This window comes from Cryobacterium sp. BB307, from assembly GCF_012274275.1.
Taxonomy (GTDB): Bacteria; Actinomycetota; Actinomycetes; order Actinomycetales; family Microbacteriaceae; genus Terrimesophilobacter.
On the sequence record NZ_JAANZA010000002.1, the window covers coordinates 425,231 to 441,310 of the forward strand.

At 69.0% G+C, this 16,080-nt stretch carries 16 protein-coding genes; all 16 read right to left on the reverse strand.

Annotation, left to right across the window (positions count from 1 at the left end):
• Positions 1-9 precede the first annotated feature (9 nt).
• Positions 10-906 carry a guanylate kinase gene (gene gmk, locus HGK58_RS09345; protein WP_168627308.1) on the reverse strand — a complete coding sequence of 299 codons (897 nt, stop codon included), beginning with the start codon at positions 904-906 and terminating at the stop codon, positions 10-12.
• Positions 903-1,766, reverse strand: coding sequence for an orotidine-5'-phosphate decarboxylase (gene pyrF / locus HGK58_RS09350; protein ID WP_227412041.1), 864 nt, complete (start codon positions 1,764-1,766; stop codon positions 903-905). Before pyrF ends, gmk begins: the two co-directional genes overlap by 4 nt.
• Entirely contained in the window at positions 1,763-5,056 is a 3,294-nt protein-coding gene (carB, locus tag HGK58_RS09355; protein WP_168627309.1) for a carbamoyl-phosphate synthase large subunit, read from the reverse strand. Before carB ends, pyrF begins: the two co-directional genes overlap by 4 nt.
• Positions 5,056-6,207 (reverse strand): glutamine-hydrolyzing carbamoyl-phosphate synthase small subunit, encoded by a 1,152-nt coding sequence (gene carA / locus HGK58_RS09360; RefSeq protein ID WP_168627310.1) that lies wholly within the window; start codon positions 6,205-6,207, stop codon positions 5,056-5,058. Before carA ends, carB begins: the two co-directional genes overlap by 1 nt.
• Entirely contained in the window at positions 6,208-6,693 is a 486-nt protein-coding gene (locus HGK58_RS09365) for a hypothetical protein (protein ID WP_168627311.1), read from the reverse strand.
• Positions 6,686-8,023: a dihydroorotase gene (locus HGK58_RS09370; RefSeq protein ID WP_168627312.1), complete on the reverse strand. Its 1,338-nt coding sequence runs from the start codon at positions 8,021-8,023 to the stop codon at positions 6,686-6,688. Before HGK58_RS09370 ends, HGK58_RS09365 begins: the two co-directional genes overlap by 8 nt.
• A complete protein-coding gene (locus tag HGK58_RS09375; protein ID WP_168627313.1) occupies positions 8,020-8,976 on the reverse strand; it encodes an aspartate carbamoyltransferase catalytic subunit in 957 nt (318 codons plus the stop codon). The genes HGK58_RS09370 and HGK58_RS09375 overlap by 4 nt, the downstream gene beginning before the upstream one ends.
• On the reverse strand, positions 8,973-9,530 hold the full coding sequence (gene pyrR / locus HGK58_RS09380; protein ID WP_168627314.1) for a bifunctional pyr operon transcriptional regulator/uracil phosphoribosyltransferase PyrR: 558 nt from the start codon (positions 9,528-9,530) through the stop codon (positions 8,973-8,975). Before pyrR ends, HGK58_RS09375 begins: the two co-directional genes overlap by 4 nt.
• Positions 9,531-9,630: 100 nt before the next feature.
• Positions 9,631-10,041 carry a transcription antitermination factor NusB gene (gene nusB / locus HGK58_RS09385; RefSeq protein ID WP_168627315.1) on the reverse strand — a complete coding sequence of 137 codons (411 nt, stop codon included), beginning with the start codon at positions 10,039-10,041 and terminating at the stop codon, positions 9,631-9,633.
• A gap of 5 nt (positions 10,042-10,046) precedes the next feature.
• On the reverse strand, positions 10,047-10,610 hold the full coding sequence (efp, locus tag HGK58_RS09390) for an elongation factor P (protein ID WP_168627316.1): 564 nt from the start codon (positions 10,608-10,610) through the stop codon (positions 10,047-10,049).
• Between the two features lie 99 nt (positions 10,611-10,709).
• Complete coding sequence (aroB, locus tag HGK58_RS09395; protein ID WP_168627317.1) at positions 10,710-11,780, reverse strand: 3-dehydroquinate synthase; 1,071 nt, start codon at positions 11,778-11,780, stop codon at positions 10,710-10,712.
• The gene (locus tag HGK58_RS09400) at positions 11,777-12,298 is read right to left on the reverse strand and encodes a shikimate kinase (protein WP_168627318.1); all 522 of its coding nucleotides are present in this window, start codon (positions 12,296-12,298) and stop codon (positions 11,777-11,779) included. The genes aroB and HGK58_RS09400 overlap by 4 nt, the downstream gene beginning before the upstream one ends.
• The gene (aroC, locus tag HGK58_RS09405) at positions 12,295-13,503 is read right to left on the reverse strand and encodes a chorismate synthase (protein ID WP_168627319.1); all 1,209 of its coding nucleotides are present in this window, start codon (positions 13,501-13,503) and stop codon (positions 12,295-12,297) included. The genes HGK58_RS09400 and aroC overlap by 4 nt, the downstream gene beginning before the upstream one ends.
• A gap of 22 nt (positions 13,504-13,525) precedes the next feature.
• The gene (locus HGK58_RS09410; protein WP_168627320.1) at positions 13,526-14,353 is read right to left on the reverse strand and encodes a shikimate dehydrogenase; all 828 of its coding nucleotides are present in this window, start codon (positions 14,351-14,353) and stop codon (positions 13,526-13,528) included.
• Entirely contained in the window at positions 14,350-15,618 is a 1,269-nt protein-coding gene (mltG, locus tag HGK58_RS09415; RefSeq protein WP_168627321.1) for an endolytic transglycosylase MltG, read from the reverse strand. Before mltG ends, HGK58_RS09410 begins: the two co-directional genes overlap by 4 nt.
• 2 nt (positions 15,619-15,620) lie before the next feature.
• Positions 15,621-16,079, reverse strand: a complete 459-nt coding sequence (gene ruvX, locus HGK58_RS09420) for a Holliday junction resolvase RuvX (protein WP_168627322.1) — start codon at positions 16,077-16,079, stop codon at positions 15,621-15,623.
• Position 16,080: the final 1 nt, after the last annotated feature.

The window sequence follows — 16,080 nt, forward strand, 5'->3', positions numbered from 1 at the left end:
CCTCATTACTTAGTTCGAGATCGACATCAAGTCTACGACCTCGCGCGCGGCTTGGCTTACCTCGGCGTTCACGATGCGGTAATCGAACTCGTCCTGGGCTGCCAATTCGACCTTTGCGGTCTCCAGTCTGCGCGCCTGTTCGGCGCTGTCCTCTGTGCCGCGGCCGATGAGCCGGCGGACGAGCTCCTCCCAGGTCGGGGGCAGCAGGAACACTAATGTCGCGTCCGGCATCTGGCTGCGCACCGAGCGCGCACCCTGCAGGTCGATCTCCAGCAGCACGCTGCGGCCCTCGTTCAACGCACGCTCGATCGGGGCGCGCGGGGTTCCGTAGCGGTAGGCGTTGTGCACCGTCGCGTACTCGAGCATCTCGCCGGTTGCGATCAGCCGGTCGAACTCGTCGTCGCTGACGAAGTGGTAGTTGACGCCGTCGATCTCGCCCGGGCGCGGCTTGCGGGTGGTCGCGGACACCGAGAGCAGCACGTCAGGGTAGTTCTCCCGGATGTAGCCGGACACGGTGCCCTTGCCGACCGCGGTCGGCCCAGCCAGCACGACGAGCCGGCTCGCCGGCCTGGTCCCGCTGCTCTCTCGCTGCGCGAGGAATTCCTGCAGCGCCTTGCGCTGCCGGCTGCCGAGACCGCCGACCCGCTTGGAGTCCGCGATGCCGAGTTGCTGCATGACGCGGCCGCTGCGCACCGGGCCCATGCCGGGGATGCTCCCGAGCAGTTCCCGCACGCGCAGGCTTGCTTCCGCGCTGCTGCCGTCGCTCAGCCCGGTCTCCAGCACGTCGGAGGCGCTGCGGGTGCGCTCGGCGACGGCGCGTTTCACTTGTGCGCGCGCGCGACGTGCGGCGACGGCGGCGCGCGACGCGGCCGCGCGATCGACCTCGGGCGGGTTCACCTGGCTCACGCGGCGAGCTCTTCCGACGCGCTCTCGATCGCCGCGACGATCCGGTGCGGCCCGGCGCTCAGCACCGTCCGGGAGACCGAAGCGAGAGTGGCTCCCGCTGCCTGCCCGAAGATCGGCCGGAAGTCGGCGAGCTGGGCGCCCTGGTGCCCGAAGCCTGGTGCGAGCACTGGTGTCGCAGGGGGTCCGGCGACGCCGTCCAGGTTGATGCCGAGGGCGGGGAAGTCGGCGGTCGCGCCGAGGACGAGCCCGATCGAGCCGACCGGACCACGGGCATCCGCGTTGAGGGATCGCACGTCCTCGACGATACCCGCGGCGACGCTGGTTCCTTGCCGGTTGCCGGTGCCGAGCACCGCGGATTGCGACTCGAAGCCTTCCGGGTTGGAGGTCGCCGCGAGCACGAACAGGCCCTTCCCGTTGTGGTGGGCCAGGTCGACGGCGCCGCGCAGGGCACCGATTCCGAGGAACGGGTTGACGGTCAGCGCGTCGGCCTCCAGCGGGCTGCCCGGTGTGAGCCAGGCGTCACCGTACCCGTCGAGGGTGCTGCCGATGTCGCCGCGCTTGGCATCGGCGATGACCAGCAGGCCGGCGGCGCGCGCCGCGGCCAGCACCCGCTCGAGGGCCGAGAAGCCTGCAGCTCCGAAGCGTTCGAAGAACGCCACCTGCGGTTTGACCGCGGGCACGCGCCCCGCCGACGCCTCGATGACCCGCAAGCCCAGCTCGCGCGCGCCGTCTGCGGTGTCGTCGAGCCCCCATGCCTTCAGCACTGTGCGCTGTGGGTCGATGCCGACGCACAGGTTGCCGCGCGAGGAGATCGCGGCGGCCAGTCGCTCACCGAACGGAGCCATCCGGTCAGCGCTCATTTCGCCAGGCGCGCCGCGCGGTCGCGCTCGTAGTCCTGCAGGGACCGCACGTCGAAGCCATCCGGGATGGTCTCGATCGACGACACGGCGGCAGAGAGCTGCGCGATGGTCGTGAACAGCGCCTTATCGGCGGCAACCGTCGCGGTGCGGATCTCGTAGCCGTCGACACGCGCCGAGCGCCCGCTCGGCGTGTTGATGACGATGTCCACCTCACCAGCGCTGATCAGTTCGACGATGGTGCGCTCCCCCGGTCCGCGGACGTCGGAGTGCTTGCGCACGACCGTCGCCTCGATGCCGTTCCGCGCCAGGATCCTCGCGGTCCCTGAAGTCGCAAGCACCGTGAAACCGAGCTGCAGCAGTCGCATCACCGGCAGCACGATCGCGCGCTTGTCCCGGTCGGCGACGGAGACGAAGACCGTGCCGCTGGACGGAAGCCCGCCGTAGGCGGCGGCCTGGCTCTTCGCGAACGCCTTCGGGAAGTTCGAGTCGATGCCCATGACCTCACCGGTCGAGCGCATCTCGGGGCCGAGCACGGAGTCGACGATCCTGCCCTCGCGTGTCCGGAACCGCTTGAACGGCAGCACCGCCTCCTTCACCGCCACCGGCGCGTCCATCGGCACATCGGAGCCGTCCTTCGCCGGGAGCAGCCCGGATGCGATCAGCTCGGCGATGCTCTCGCCTGCCATCAGCCGGGACGCTGCCTTCGCCAGCGGGATGCCGAGCGCCTTGGAGACGAACGGGACGGTGCGTGAAGCGCGCGGGTTGGCCTCGAGCACGTAGAGCAGGTCCTGTCCGATCGCGAACTGCACGTTGAGCAGCCCACGCACGCCGATTCCCTCGGCGATGGAGCGGGTGGCGGTGCGTACCGCGTCGATGATGTCGTCCCCGAGGGTCACCGGCGGCAGCGTGCAGGACGAGTCGCCGGAGTGAATGCCCGCCTCCTCGAGGTGCTCCATGATGCCGCCGACGTACAGGTCGGTGCCGTCGAACAGCGCGTCGACGTCGATCTCGACCGCGTCATCGAGGAAGCGGTCGACGAGCAGCGGCGAGCCCGGGCCGATGATGGCCTGACCGGCGACGCGTTCGAAGTAGCCGGCCATCGACTCTGAGTCGTAGACGATCTCCATGCCGCGCCCGCCGAGCACGAAGCTGGGGCGCACCAGCACCGGGTAGCCGATCTCCTCCGCGACCGCGATCGCGCTGTCCCTGTCGGTAGCTGTCCCGTTCTTCGGGGCGAGCAGGCCCGCGGCGTCGAGGATGCCGGAGAACAGGCCGCGTTCCTCGGCGAGGTCGATCGCATCCGGACTGGTACCCAGGATCGGGACACCGGCGTCCTGCAGCCCCTTCGCGAGCCCGAGCGCGGTCTGGCCGCCGAGCTGCACGATCGCGCCGACGAGTTCGCCACTGGATTTCTCCGCCTCGACCACTTCGAGCACGTCCTCGAGGGTGAGCGGCTCGAAGTAGAGCCGGTCAGAGGTGTCGTAGTCGGTGGAGACGGTCTCCGGGTTGCAGTTCACCATGATCGTCTCGAACCCGGCTTCAGACAGCGAGAACGCGGCGTGCACGCACGAGTAGTCGAACTCGACGCCCTGGCCGATGCGGTTCGGGCCGCTGCCGATGATGATGATCTTCTTGGCGTCGCTGGGCTCGACCTCGGTCTCCTGGTCGTAGCTGGAGTAGTGGTACGGGGTGAAGGCGGGGAACTCGCCCGCGCAGGTGTCCACCGTCTTGTAGACCGGGCGCACGCCAGCGTTGTGCCGGATGGCGCTCACCTCGTGTTCGTCGAGCCCGCGCAGCTGTCCGAGCTGCGCGTCGCTGAAGCCGTGGTTCTTGGCGTGGCGCAGCAGTTCTGCGTCGAGGCTCGGCGCGGCGGCCACCTCTGCTGCGACCTCGTTGATGAGCACGATCTGGTCGAGGAACCACGGGTCGATGCCCGTCGCCTCGTGCGCCTGCTCGATGGTCGCACCGGCACGCAGCGCCTGCTGAAGGGTGACGATTCGGCCATCGGTGGGAACGCTCGCGAGCTCGAGCAGTTCGGCGGGGTCCCCCGGTTCGCCCAGCCAGTGGAACGATGAGCCGCGCTTCTCCAGCGAGCGGAGCGCCTTCTGCAGCGCGGTGGCGTAGTTGCGGCCGATCGCCATCGCCTCACCGACAGACTTCATGGTCGTAGTGAGGGTCGTGTCGGCAGCGGGGAACTTCTCGAACGCGAAGCGGGGCACCTTGACCACGACGTAGTCGAGGGTCGGCTCGAAGCTCGCCGGGGTCACCCTGGTGATGTCGTTCGGGATCTCGTCGAGCCGGTAGCCGATCGCCAGCTTGGCGGCGATCTTGGCGATCGGGAACCCGGTCGCCTTGCTTGCGAGCGCGCTCGAGCGGGAGACGCGCGGGTTCATCTCGATGACGATGACCCTGCCGTCCTTCGGGTCGACGGCGAACTGGATGTTGCAGCCGCCGGTGTCGACGCCGACACGTCTGATGATGTCGATGCCGATGTCGCGCAGGTTCTGGAACTCCCGGTCGGTGAGGGTCAGCGCCGGGGCAACGGTGATGGAGTCCCCGGTGTGGACGCCGACCGGGTCCACGTTCTCGATCGAGCAGACCACCACGGTGTTGTCCGAGTTGTCGCGCATGAGCTCGAGTTCGTACTCCTTCCAGCCGAGGATCGACTCCTCGAGCAGCACCTCGGTGGTCGGGCTTTGGTGCAGGCCGTCGGTGACCATCCGGATGAGCTCTTCGCGGGTGTAGGCGAAGCCGGAGCCGAGCCCGCCCATGGTGTATGACGGGCGGATGACGAGCGGGTAGCCGAGGTCCTCGGCGAATTCGATCGCCTCCTCGACGGTGTGCGCCACGTGGCTGCGGGCGACGTCGGCGCCCGAGGCGAGCACCAGGTCCTTGAACAGCTGTCGGTCCTCGCCCTTGCGGATCGCGTCCAGGTTCGCGCCGATCAGCTCGACGCCGTACTTCTCCAGCACGCCGTGTTCGTGCAGTTCGATGGCCGCGTTCAGTGCAGTCTGCCCGCCCAGGGTCGGCAGGATCGCATCCGGCCGCTCCTTCTCGATGATCGAGGAGATGACCTCCCAGGTGATCGGCTCGACGTAGGTCGCGTCGGCGAAGTCGGGGTCGGTCATGATCGTCGCCGGGTTGGAGTTGATCAGGATGACCCGCACGCCCTCCTCCCGCAGCACCCGGCAGGCTTGCGTGCCCGAGTAGTCGAACTCGACGGCCTGGCCGATGACGATCGGCCCGGAGCCGATCACGAGAACGCTGTTGATGTCGCTGCGCTTGGGCATCAGGCCTTGTCTCCAGTGGTGGTGCGTGAATCGATGACCAATTGCCGGAACCGGTCGAAGAGGTAGTTGGCGTCGTGCGGTCCCGCGGCGGCCTCCGGGTGGTATTGCACCGAGAATGCGGGGATGTCGAGGGCGTTCAGGCCCTCGACGACGTTGTCGTTGAGGTTGACGTGGCTCACCTCGACCCGACCGAACCCGGCGGGCGAGTCGCTCACCGTGTCGACGGGCGCGTCGACAGCGAAGCCGTGGTTGTGGGCGGTGATCTCCGTGCGTCCGGTGGCGCGGTCGACGACCGGCTGGTTGATGCCACGGTGGCCGTATGGGAGCTTGTAGGTCTGGTAGCCGAGGGCGCGGCCGAGCAGCTGGTTGCCGAAGCAGATGCCGAAGAACGGGAGCCGCTCACGCAGCACCGCCTGCAGCAGCTCGACGTGGCTGTCCGACCCGGCGGGGTCACCTGGCCCGTTCGAGAAGAACACCGCATCCGGCTTCAGCGCGAACAGCTCGTCCTTGGTGGTCGCCTGCGGCAGCACATGCACGTCGAAACCGCGTGCGGTCAGGTAGGCGAGGGTCGACGCCTTGACGCCGAGGTCGAGCACCGCGACCGACCCGATGCGTTCGCCCTCGGCCTCGAGCAGGTACGGCTCTGGGGTGGAGACGGTGGCCGAGAGGTTGCGGCCGGTCATCGACTCGGATGCCCGCACTGCAGCGAGCTGCTCGTCCTCCCCGAGCGCGGCATCCGGCCCTGAGAAGATCCCGGCGCGCATGACGCCGGCGTCGCGCAGCCGCCTGGTGACCGCTCGGGTGTCGATGCCGCTGATGCCGACGACGCCTTGCTCGACGAGGGCGTCGTCGAGGCTGCCGGTGGCGCGATGGTTGGACACGGTGCGTGCAGGGTCGCGCACGATGAAACCGGAGACCCAGATCCGGTCCGATTCGCCGTCCTCACCGTTGACACCGGTGATGCCGATGTGCGGAGCGGTCATGAGCACGATCTGGCCGGCATAGGACGGGTCGGTCAGCGTCTCCTGGTAGCCGGTCATGCCGGTGGCGAACACCGCCTCGCCGAGCGTCCGGCCGAGTGCGCCGTACGCGGTGCCGACGTAACGGGTGCCGTCCTCGAGCACGAGTACCGCGCTGTGGGGTGCTGTCACTTAGTTCTCCCTTTCCAGGACAGAGGCAATCGCCTCGAGCAGTCCGCTGTCCGCGGCCGCCCGCAGGTAGGTGTCGACCTCGGTGGCTGAAAGCCGCCAGCGCAGGCAGATCAGTCCACCGGTCTCGACGCCCTTGCCGATGGTCCAGGTTGCGCGCTCCACCGAGACGATGTCCGAGGCTGGCACGAACACCGGATCCTCGCCGCGCAGTTCGAGCAGCACGCCCTCCTCGTGTACGGAGACCGTCGCGCGCGCCCGGAACGCGAGCGGACCGACGGTGACGCGCTCGAGCGGCGTATCGGCGATGGTCGTCGCGGCGTGCAGCGCGTCGCTTTCGTGCAGTGCGGCGCCGAGCCCGGCCGGCGCGGCCTCGGGCACCGCAATGTCACGCTGGCGCTGTTTGCGGGACCGCCAGCCGAGGTACATGGCTATGAGGATGAGCGCGAGGACCAGGATCACGATCGCGGCGGGGACGAGCCTATCCACGCGCCACCTCGTGCGTGCCACGGTCGGCGAACTCTTCGGCGGCGACGAGTTCACCGTCGATCACCGTCTGCCGTCCTTCGTGGATGGTCGCGACCACCCGACCGGGCAGTTCCCGCCCGAAGTAGGGCGAGTTGATGCTCTTGCCGCTCAGGTGCTCCGGCGCGAAGGTGCGGGTGGCGGATGCGTCGTAGAGGGTGAGGTTGGCCGGCGCGCCGACCGCGATGCCTTGCGCGTAGCCGTCGAGTCGGCCGATCGCCGCGGGCGCAGCGGACAGCACCCTGGCGACATCCGCCCAGCCGAGCTCTCCACTGTCGACGACGGATGCCTGCACGACGGACAGCGCGGATTCGAGGCCGACCATGCCGAATGCGGCGGCGCTCCACTCCGCTTCCTTGGCCTCGAGCGGGTGCGGCGCGTGGTCGGTGGCGACGATGTCGATGGTGCCGTCGGCGAGCCCTGCGCGCAGCGCCCGCACGTCGTCGTCGCTGCGCAGCGGCGGGTTGACCTTGAAGCGTGCGTCGTAGCCGCGGATGAGGTCTTCGGTGAGCAGCAGGTGGTGCGGTGTGACCTCTGCGGTCACCGCGATGCCGCGCGCCTTCGCCCAACGCACAACGTCGACGGCACCCGCGGTCGAGACGTGGCAGATGTGCACGCGCGCGCCGACGTGCTCGGCGATGAGGACATCACGCGCGATGATCGCCTCCTCGGCGACGGCGGGCCAGCCGGCCAGTCCGAGCTCGCTGGACAGCGCTCCCTCGTTCATCTGCGCGTCGAGGGTCAATCGTGGCTCCTGCGCGTGCTGCGCGACGACGCCGTCGAAGGTCTTGACGTATTCGAGCGCGCGGCGCATGAGGAGGGCGTCCCAGACGCACTTGCCGTCGTCGGAGAATACGCGCACCTGGGCGCGGCTGCGCGCCATGGCGCCAATCTCGGCGAGACGCTCCCCCGCGAGCCCAACGGTGACGGCACCGACCGGACGCACGGTGACGTACCCGGCGGCCCGTCCGAGGGCCTGTACCTGCTCGACGACGCCGGCGGTGTCGGCAACCGGTGAGGTGTTCGCCATCGCGTGCACAGCGGTGAACCCGCCGGCCGCGGCCGCGCGCGAGCCGGTGAGCACGGTCTCGCTCTGCTCGAAGCCGGGTTCCCGCAGGTGGGTGTGCAGGTCGACGAGACCGGGCAGCGCGATGAGCCCGTCGGCGTCGATGCTGGTGGCGCCCGAGGAGTCGAGGCTGCGGCCGAGTCCAGTGATGGTGCCGTTCTCGATCAGGATGTCTGCGGTGGAGCCTCCGGGGAGCGTCGCGCCGCGCACATGCAGTCTTTGGTTCACTTGAGCAGCGCCTCCCGATCTGAAGCCAGCAGGAGGTACAGCACAGCCATCCTCACCGACACCCCGTTCGCGACTTGTTCTCGCACCGTCGACCGCGGGGAGTCGGCGGCGTTGGCAGAGATCTCCAGCCCACGATTCATCGGGCCGGGGTGCATGACAATGCTACCCGCGCCCAGACGCGCCAGTCGCTCGTCGTCGAGTCCCCACTGTCTGGAGTACTCGCGCGCGTTCGGGAAGAAGGCGTCCTGCATCCGCTCCGCCTGGATGCGCAGCATCATGACGACATCCGGTGCCGCGTCGATCGCCTCGTCCAGGTCGTGGCCCGTCGTCGCCGGCCAGCCGTCGATCGCGACCGGCATGAGCGTGCCGGGGGCGACCAGGTGCACGCGAGCGCCGAGGGTGGCCAGCAGCCACACGTTGGACCGCGCAACCCGCGAGTGCAGGATGTCCCCGACGATGGTCACCGAGGTCCCGTCGAGGTCCTTCCCGCGGCTGGCGTCCCCGTGCAGCCGGCGGCGGATGGTGAACGCGTCGAGCAGCGCCTGGGTCGGGTGCTCGTGGGTGCCGTCCCCGGCGTTGATCACACCGGCGTCGACCCAATCGCTCGACGCGAGCACGTTGGGCGCCCCGGATGCCGGGTGACGCATGACCACCGCGTCGACCCCCATCGCCGCGAGGGTCTGCGCGGTGTCCTTCAGGCTCTCGCCCTTGGAGACACTCGAGCCCTTCGCGGCGAAGTTGATGACGTCGGCGCTCAGCCGCTTCGCGGCGGCCTCGAACGAGATGCGGGTGCGGGTGGAGTCCTCGAAGAACAGGTTGACGACGGTCCGGCCCCGCAGGGTCGGAAGCTTCGGCACCGAGCGGCTGGCGACATCCGCCATGTCCTCCGCGACGTCGAGGATGCCGATGGCGTCGTCGCGGGTCAGGTCGCGGGTCGACAGCAGGTGCCTCATCGCGCCTGCCCTTCCGATGGGCTCGGTGTCTCGATGGAGACGTGCTCCTCACCGTCGACCTCGCGCACACGCACGTTGACGCGTTCGGCAGCGGACGACGGCAGGTTCTTACCGACGAAGTCGGCCCGGATCGGCAATTCCCGGTGGCCACGGTCGACGAGCACGGCCAGCCGGACCGCGCGCGGCCTGCCCAAGTCACCGAGCGCGTCCAGCGCCGCGCGAATCGTCCGCCCGGAGTAGAGCACGTCGTCGACCAGCACGACGGTCTTGCCGTCGATCCCGCCGGACGGAATGCGAGTGGGCCGCGGCGTGCGGGTCGGGTTCCGGCCGAGGTCGTCGCGGTACATCGTGACGTCGAGTGTCCCGACCTGGCCGCTGCCCGGCTCAATGCTGTCGAGGATGCTGGCGATGCGCTCGGCCAGCACGGCGCCGCGCGTCGGAATTCCCAGGATGACGAGGTCGCTGCCGCCATGATTCGACTCGAGGATCTCGTGCGAGATGCGCGTGAGCGCCCTGGTGATGTCAGAGGACTGCAAAACGGTGCGCGCAGTCATACCGACCTCCTTCCCCGCCTCTCCGGACGGCTTTAAAGGATGTCTTCTTGCCTCAAGCATACTGCGTGCTCGAGGCGAGCCTCTCGCGTGTGATGGCGGGTCAGACGACGGCGGCGATGCGCCCAAGCAGCCCGTTCACGAAGCCGGCAGAGTCGTCGGTGCTGTAAGTCGTCGCAGCTTCGACCGCTTCCGCGATCGCCACGGCAGCGGGGATGTCGTCGTTGTAGGCGAGCTCCCAGATGCCGATGCGCGTGATCGCCCGGTCGAGCGCGGGCATCCGCTTGATGGTCCAGCCCTGGGCGTAGGTCTCGATGAGCTCGTCGATCTCGACGCGGTGCTCCTCGACCCCCTCGACGATCTGTCGCGCGTACTCCCAGGAGGCGGTGCGCGCCGGTTCGCGGGCGGCACGACCGGCCTCCTCGGCGAGCAGGTCACCGACCGGCCGCTGCGTTAGGTCTGCGCTGTACAGCAGGTCGAGGGCGCGCTTGCGCGCCTTGGTGCGTGCGCTCATACGCGCTAGTCGTTCACGCGGCCGAGGTAGTCCCCGGTGCGCGTGTCGACCTTGACCTTGGTGCCCGCCTCGAGGAACAGCGGGACCTGGATCTGGTAGCCGGTCTCAACCGTCGCGGGCTTGGTGCCGCCGGTGGAGCGGTCGCCCTGCAGGCCCGGCTCGGTGTAGGTGATCTCCAGCACCACGGATGCCGGCAGGTCCAGGTAGAGAGGGTTGCCGTTGTTCAGGGCGATGGTGACCGGCTGGTTCTCCAGCAGGAAGTTCGCGGCGTCGCCGACGACGGTCTCCGACACGGTCACCTGGTCGTAGTCGGTCGCGTCCATGAACACGAAGCCGTCGCCGTCACGGTACAGGTAGGTGAAGTCGCGGCGGTCGACGTTCTCGAAATCGAGCTTGGTGCCCGCGTTGTAGGTGCGGTCCACGGTCTTGCCGGTGACGACGTTCTTGAGCTTGGTGCGCACGAACGCGCCACCCTTGCCCGGCTTCACGTGCTGGAACTCGATCACCGTCCACAGCGCGCCGTCGATGTTGAGAACGGCACCGTTCTTGATGTCAGCGGTAGAGGCCATGAGAGTTCCTGTTCGTGAGTCGTCGGTGGGCGTAGCGCCCGAGCCATTGTAGTTGTTGGAAACCGGTTGGTTGGAAACCGGTGGGGCGGGACCGGTGGCTTAGGAGCCGATCTCCTGGTAGGCGGCGAAGAGCAGCGACTCGTCCGGTCCGGCGAGCACGGTCGGCCGGGCGACGTCGTCGAGCACGATGAAGCGCAGCAGGTCGCCGCGCGCCTTCTTGTCCCGCTTCATCACCGACAGCAGAGTGTTCCAGCGGCCGGCCGGGTAGGTCACCGGCAACTGCAGGGACTCGAGGATGCTGCGGTGCCGGTCGACGACGGCGTCGGAGAGTCGGCCGGTCAGCCGAGCGAGTTCCGCCGCGTACATCATGCCGATCGCGACCGCGGCGCCGTGACGCCACTGGTACCGTTCGGCGAATTCGATGGCGTGGCCGAGCGTGTGCCCGTAGTTGAGGATCTCGCGCTCGCCTGCCTCCTTGAAGTCGTTGCCGACCACCCTGGCCTTGATGCCGATCGACAACTCGACGATGCGCCGGAAGGCGTCCGAGTTGGGGTCGGTCGCTGCCGTGACATCGGCCTCGATCAGCTCGAGGATCTCAGGCTCGGCGATGAAGCCGTACTTGACGACCTCGCCGAAGCCCGCGAGCACCTCCATCTGGCTGAGACCGTCGAGCAGGTCGAGGTCGACGATCACCGCGGACGGCTCATAGAACGAGCCAACCAAGTTCTTGCCCTCGTTGGTGTTGATACCGGTCTTGCCGCCGATCGCGGCATCCACCATGCCCAGCACGGTGGTCGGCACCTGGATGAGCCGGACCCCGCGCAGCCAGGTGGCTGCGACGAAACCGGCGAGGTCGGTTGCTGCTCCCCCGCCCATGCCGATAACCGCATCGGAACGCGTGAAGTCGGACTGTCCCATGATCTGCCAGCAGAACGCGGCAACCTCGACCCGTTTGCCGGCCTCGGCATCCGGCACCTCGGCAAGAAGCACCTCGAAGTCGCCGGCCAGGGACTGCCGGAGCGCCTCGGCCCGTGCCCCGAGCGTCGGCGGGTGCACCACGAGCACCTTGCGCACCCCGGAACCGAGCTGCGCTGCGATTTCGGCGCTCGTGCCGCGTCCGAAGATGACGTCGTAGGGGTTGGTACCGGCGACGGTGATGGTCGTCGTCATGCTTGCTCCTTGGTGCTTGGTCGTCTGCTCAGCCAGTTGGCGATGTCGTGGGCGAGCTTCGGGGCGCTGTGCCTCGATGTGTCCCAGGTTGCCGTGGCGAGCTGGGCGTAGAGGGCGCGACGGCTCTCCACCAGCCGCATCCACGCGTCGATGCCGCCGGTGATGAGCGGTCGCGTGTGCGAGTCCAGTCGCTCGGCGGCTGCCTCCGGGCTCACGGTGAGTCCGATCACAGTGAGCTGGGCAAGGTCGCGTTGGGTGTCCGGGTTGAGCACTGCTCCCCCGCCCAGCGAGACGATCGCATGCTCACCCAGGGCGCGCGCGACCTCAGCGCGCTCGAGGGCGCGGAAGTGCTCTTCGCCGTGGGCCGCGAAGATGTCGGGGATCGGGCCGTGGGCCTCCCGGATCCGGTGGTCGACGTCGATGAACGGCACCTCGAGCAGACGAGCGACGTGACGGCCGATGCGCGTCTTGCCCGCGGCGGGCGGGCCGATGATCACGGCGACGGGCGATTCGGTCATTCGGGTGAGAACAGGGCTGGGTCGGTGCGCAGGTTGTCGGGGATCGCGGCCAGGTAGCCCTGGAGGTTGCGCCTGGTCTCCTCGAGGGAGTCGCCGCCGAACTTCTCCAGCACGGCGTTGGCGAGCACGAGCGCGACCATGGCCTCGCCGACCACGCCCGCGGCCGGCACGGCGCACACGTCGGAGCGCTGATGGTGCGCATCCGCCGTGCCTCCGGTGGCGACGTCGACGGTGCGCAGGGCGTGCGGGACGGTTGAGATCGGTTTCATCGCGGCGGACACGCGCAGCACGGTTCCGGTGCTCATGCCGCCCTCTGTGCCACCGGCACGATCGGATGCGCGGGCGATGCCGGAGTCGGTCTGGAACAACTCGTCGTGGGCCTGGGACCCGCGGCGTGCTGCGGTGAGGAACCCGTCGCCCACCTCGACGCCCTTGATGGCCTGGATGCCCATGAGGGCGGCGGCGAGCTGCGCATCCAGACGGCGATCCCAGTGGGTGTACGAGCCGAGTCCGGGCGGCACGCCGTACGCGAGAACTTCGACGACTCCACCGAGCGTGTCGCCCGCCTCGTGCGCGTCATCGACCTCGGCGACCATCCTGGTCGAGGTGTCGGGGTCGAAGCAGCGCAGCGGGTCGGCGTCCAATGCGGCGACGTCATCGGGTGTCGGCAGGGCGCTGCCCGCTGGCACCCGCACGGAGCCGATCGACAGGGTGTGGCTGATGACCCGGATGCCGAGCTGTTCCAAGAATGAGCGCGCGACCGCGCCCAGGGCAACGCGCGCGGCGGTCTCTCGCGCGCTGGCGCGTTCGAGCACGTTGCGGGCCTCGTCGAAGCCGTACTTCTGCATGCCGGTGAGGTCGGCGTGCCCGGGACGTGGCCGGGTCAGCGGGGCGCCGCGGCCCTTGGGGAGAGTCGCAGGGTCGACTGGTTCAGCGCTCATCACCTCGACCCAGCGGGGCCACTCGGTGTTGCCGATCCGCACCGCGATGGGGCTGCCGATGCTCGCACCGAACCGGACGCCCGCGGAAATAGCGAGCTCGTCCTGCTCGAACTTCTGCCTGGCACCACGGCCGTAGCCCAGGCGGCGCCGGGCCAGATCCTCGCGGATGGCATCGAGGCTGACCGGCACTCCGGCCGGGAGCCCCTCGAGGATCGCAATGAGCTCGGGGCCGTGCGATTCCCCAGCGGTCAACCAACGAAGCATGTAATCGATCTTCCCACAGCCGTCAGTGCCCGATTGCCCGGCGCATGGCCGTGAGCACGGCGGCTTCGTCGTCCAGCGGCTGGTCCGGGTCGCCGGTGACGAAGATCCGCACCTGCCGGAGCGCCTGGTGCAGCAGCATCCCGAGACCGGATGCCGCGGTCCCGCCGACCGCCGCCCAGGACCGTGCGATGGCGGTCGGCCACGGCGCGTAGGCGACGTCGAACAGCGGAACCGACTGCCGAAGCTCGGTCGGCAGTTCGCGGCCGAGCGCGGCGTCGCCGGGCAGGGTGCTGATGACCACGTCCGCGTTCTGCGCCGCCTCACGCACCGCGGTGTCGAAGTCGTGAGCGGTTGCGGTGACGCCGAGTCGGGTGGCGAGCTTGAGCGCTTCGCCCGCCTTCCCCGGCGTGCGTGCGCCGATGACGACGCATGTCGCGCCGAGGCCGTGCACCGCGGCGATCACCGATGACGCTGTCGCTCCCGCGCCGAGAAGCAGCACGGTCCTCGGGCTGGTTACGCCCAGTTCGCGAAGCGCCTGCTGCACGCCGTAGATGTCGGTGTTGAACCCGGCCCTCGCCCCGTCGCGGAGCAACACGGTGTTCACGGCACCGACCTGTGCGGCGACCGGTTCGACCTCGGCCAGCAGCGGCAGTGCCTCGCGCTTGAGCGGCATGGTGAGCGAGAGGCCACGCCAGTCCGGTCCGCAGCTCGCGAGGAAGTCGGCAAGTCCGCCTGCGCCGACCTCGATCGCGGTGTACTCCCAATCGAGACCGAGCACGTCGTAGGCGGCCCGGTGCAGCACAGGGGACTTCGAGTGCGCGATCGGCGACCCGAGGACTGCGAGCCTCATCCGCAGGTGGGGCTTCTGGTATCCCGGCACCACTGCTGCAGCTGCTTCACTGCCGCGTTGTGCTGGCTCAGGGTGTCGGAGAACACGGTCTCCCCGGTCTCCAGGTTGACCGTGACGAAGTACAGCCACGCCCCGTCGGCGGGCTCGAGCGCCGCTCTGATGGCGAGGTCCCCTGCCGCGCCGATCGGCCCGATCGGCAGACCGGCATGCACGTAGGTGTTGTACGGGTTGTCGTCGGTGAGTTCTTCGGTGTTGCTGAAGACGCCGCCGTCGAGCCGCTCGCCGTGCGCCCAGGCGTAACCGTAGTGCGAGGTCGAGTCGAACTGCAGCAGCATGCCGCTCTTCACCCGGTTCTGGACCACACGCGAGACCTTGTAGAAGTCCTCCGCCTTGCTGCCGGCCTCACGCTGGATGAGCGACGCGATGGTGAGCACCCGATGCCGGTCCTCCGGGGCAACACCGGCGGCATCCAGCGACTCGAAGGTGCGATTCACGAGCCGCTCGAGCACAGAGCGGGCCGTGACCCCTGGATCGAAGGTGTAGGTGGCCGGGAACAGGTAGCCCTCGATGCTCGGGGCCTCTGCGGGGATGCCGAAGCTCGCGAGGTCCTCGGCCTCTGCCTGAAACTCCTCGATCGGGATCTCGGTGGCCGCGCTCAGGATCTCAAACGCCTGGTCCTTGCTCTTGCCCTCCTGGATGAGCGCGGTGTTCTCGACACGATTGGCCGGGTCCTGCAGCGCGTCGAGCGCCGCTTGCGCGCTCATCTGCTCTTTGAGCACGTAGAAGCCAGGGAAGAACTGAACGTTCGGGTCCGCCAGGAGCAGGTCGTAGAACGCGTCGAAACTGGCGATCACGTTCGCCTCGAGCAGCGCGCGCGCCACTGCGGCGCCGTTGTCGCCGCTGTTGATGACGATGGTCGCCTCGCCCGTGCCGCTGCCCTCGAAGTCGGCCGGCGGCAGCTCCCAGCCGAGCACCTTGCGGATCTGGTCCTCGTAGTTGGCCCACACGACCGCCGTCGCACCGGCGCCGAGGCCGAGCACAACGACGATGGAGATCAGCCACGGAATCCAGCGGCGCCGCTTGCGGGGGCCCCGGTCCCTGACCCGGTCCTGCCGCTCGCTGCGGCGAGGCCGACGCGCGGTCGGCTCCCGGCGTGCAGAGCGTCTGGTCGGCAGCCCGTCGCCGTCGGCGGGTTCCGTCGGTTGCTCCGCTGCAGCCTGCGGCTGCGTGGTGAAGATGTCGTCCCAGTTGGGCTCGTCTGCCACGATCACGGTCCTTGGGTTGAGACGACGAGCTCACCCGGTGCCGTACCGGACGAGCGCTCGAAGTCGAGGGCGTGCTGAAGGATTATAGTTGCGGCCACCTGATCGATGACCTTCCGAGAGCCCTTGGTGTCGCGCCCGGCGGCGTGCAGGGACTGCTGGGCGCTCACGGTGGAGAGGCGCTCGTCGACCAACCTCACCGGGCGCCCGCCTACGGCGAGCCGAGCGGCGAACTCGGCGGCGTCATCCGTCGACCTCGTCCGCGCCCCCGACAGGGACAGCGGCAGTCCCACGATCAACTCGATTGCCTCCAGGTCGGAGGCGATCGCCAGGATCGCAGTGACGTCGCCGTCGCCGCGGGTGACGGTTTCGACGGGGGTTGCGAGCATGCCGTGCAGGTCGCTGCGCGCAACGCCCACGCGGACGGTGCCAACGTCGATGCCGAGCCGGACGCCACTGCGCATG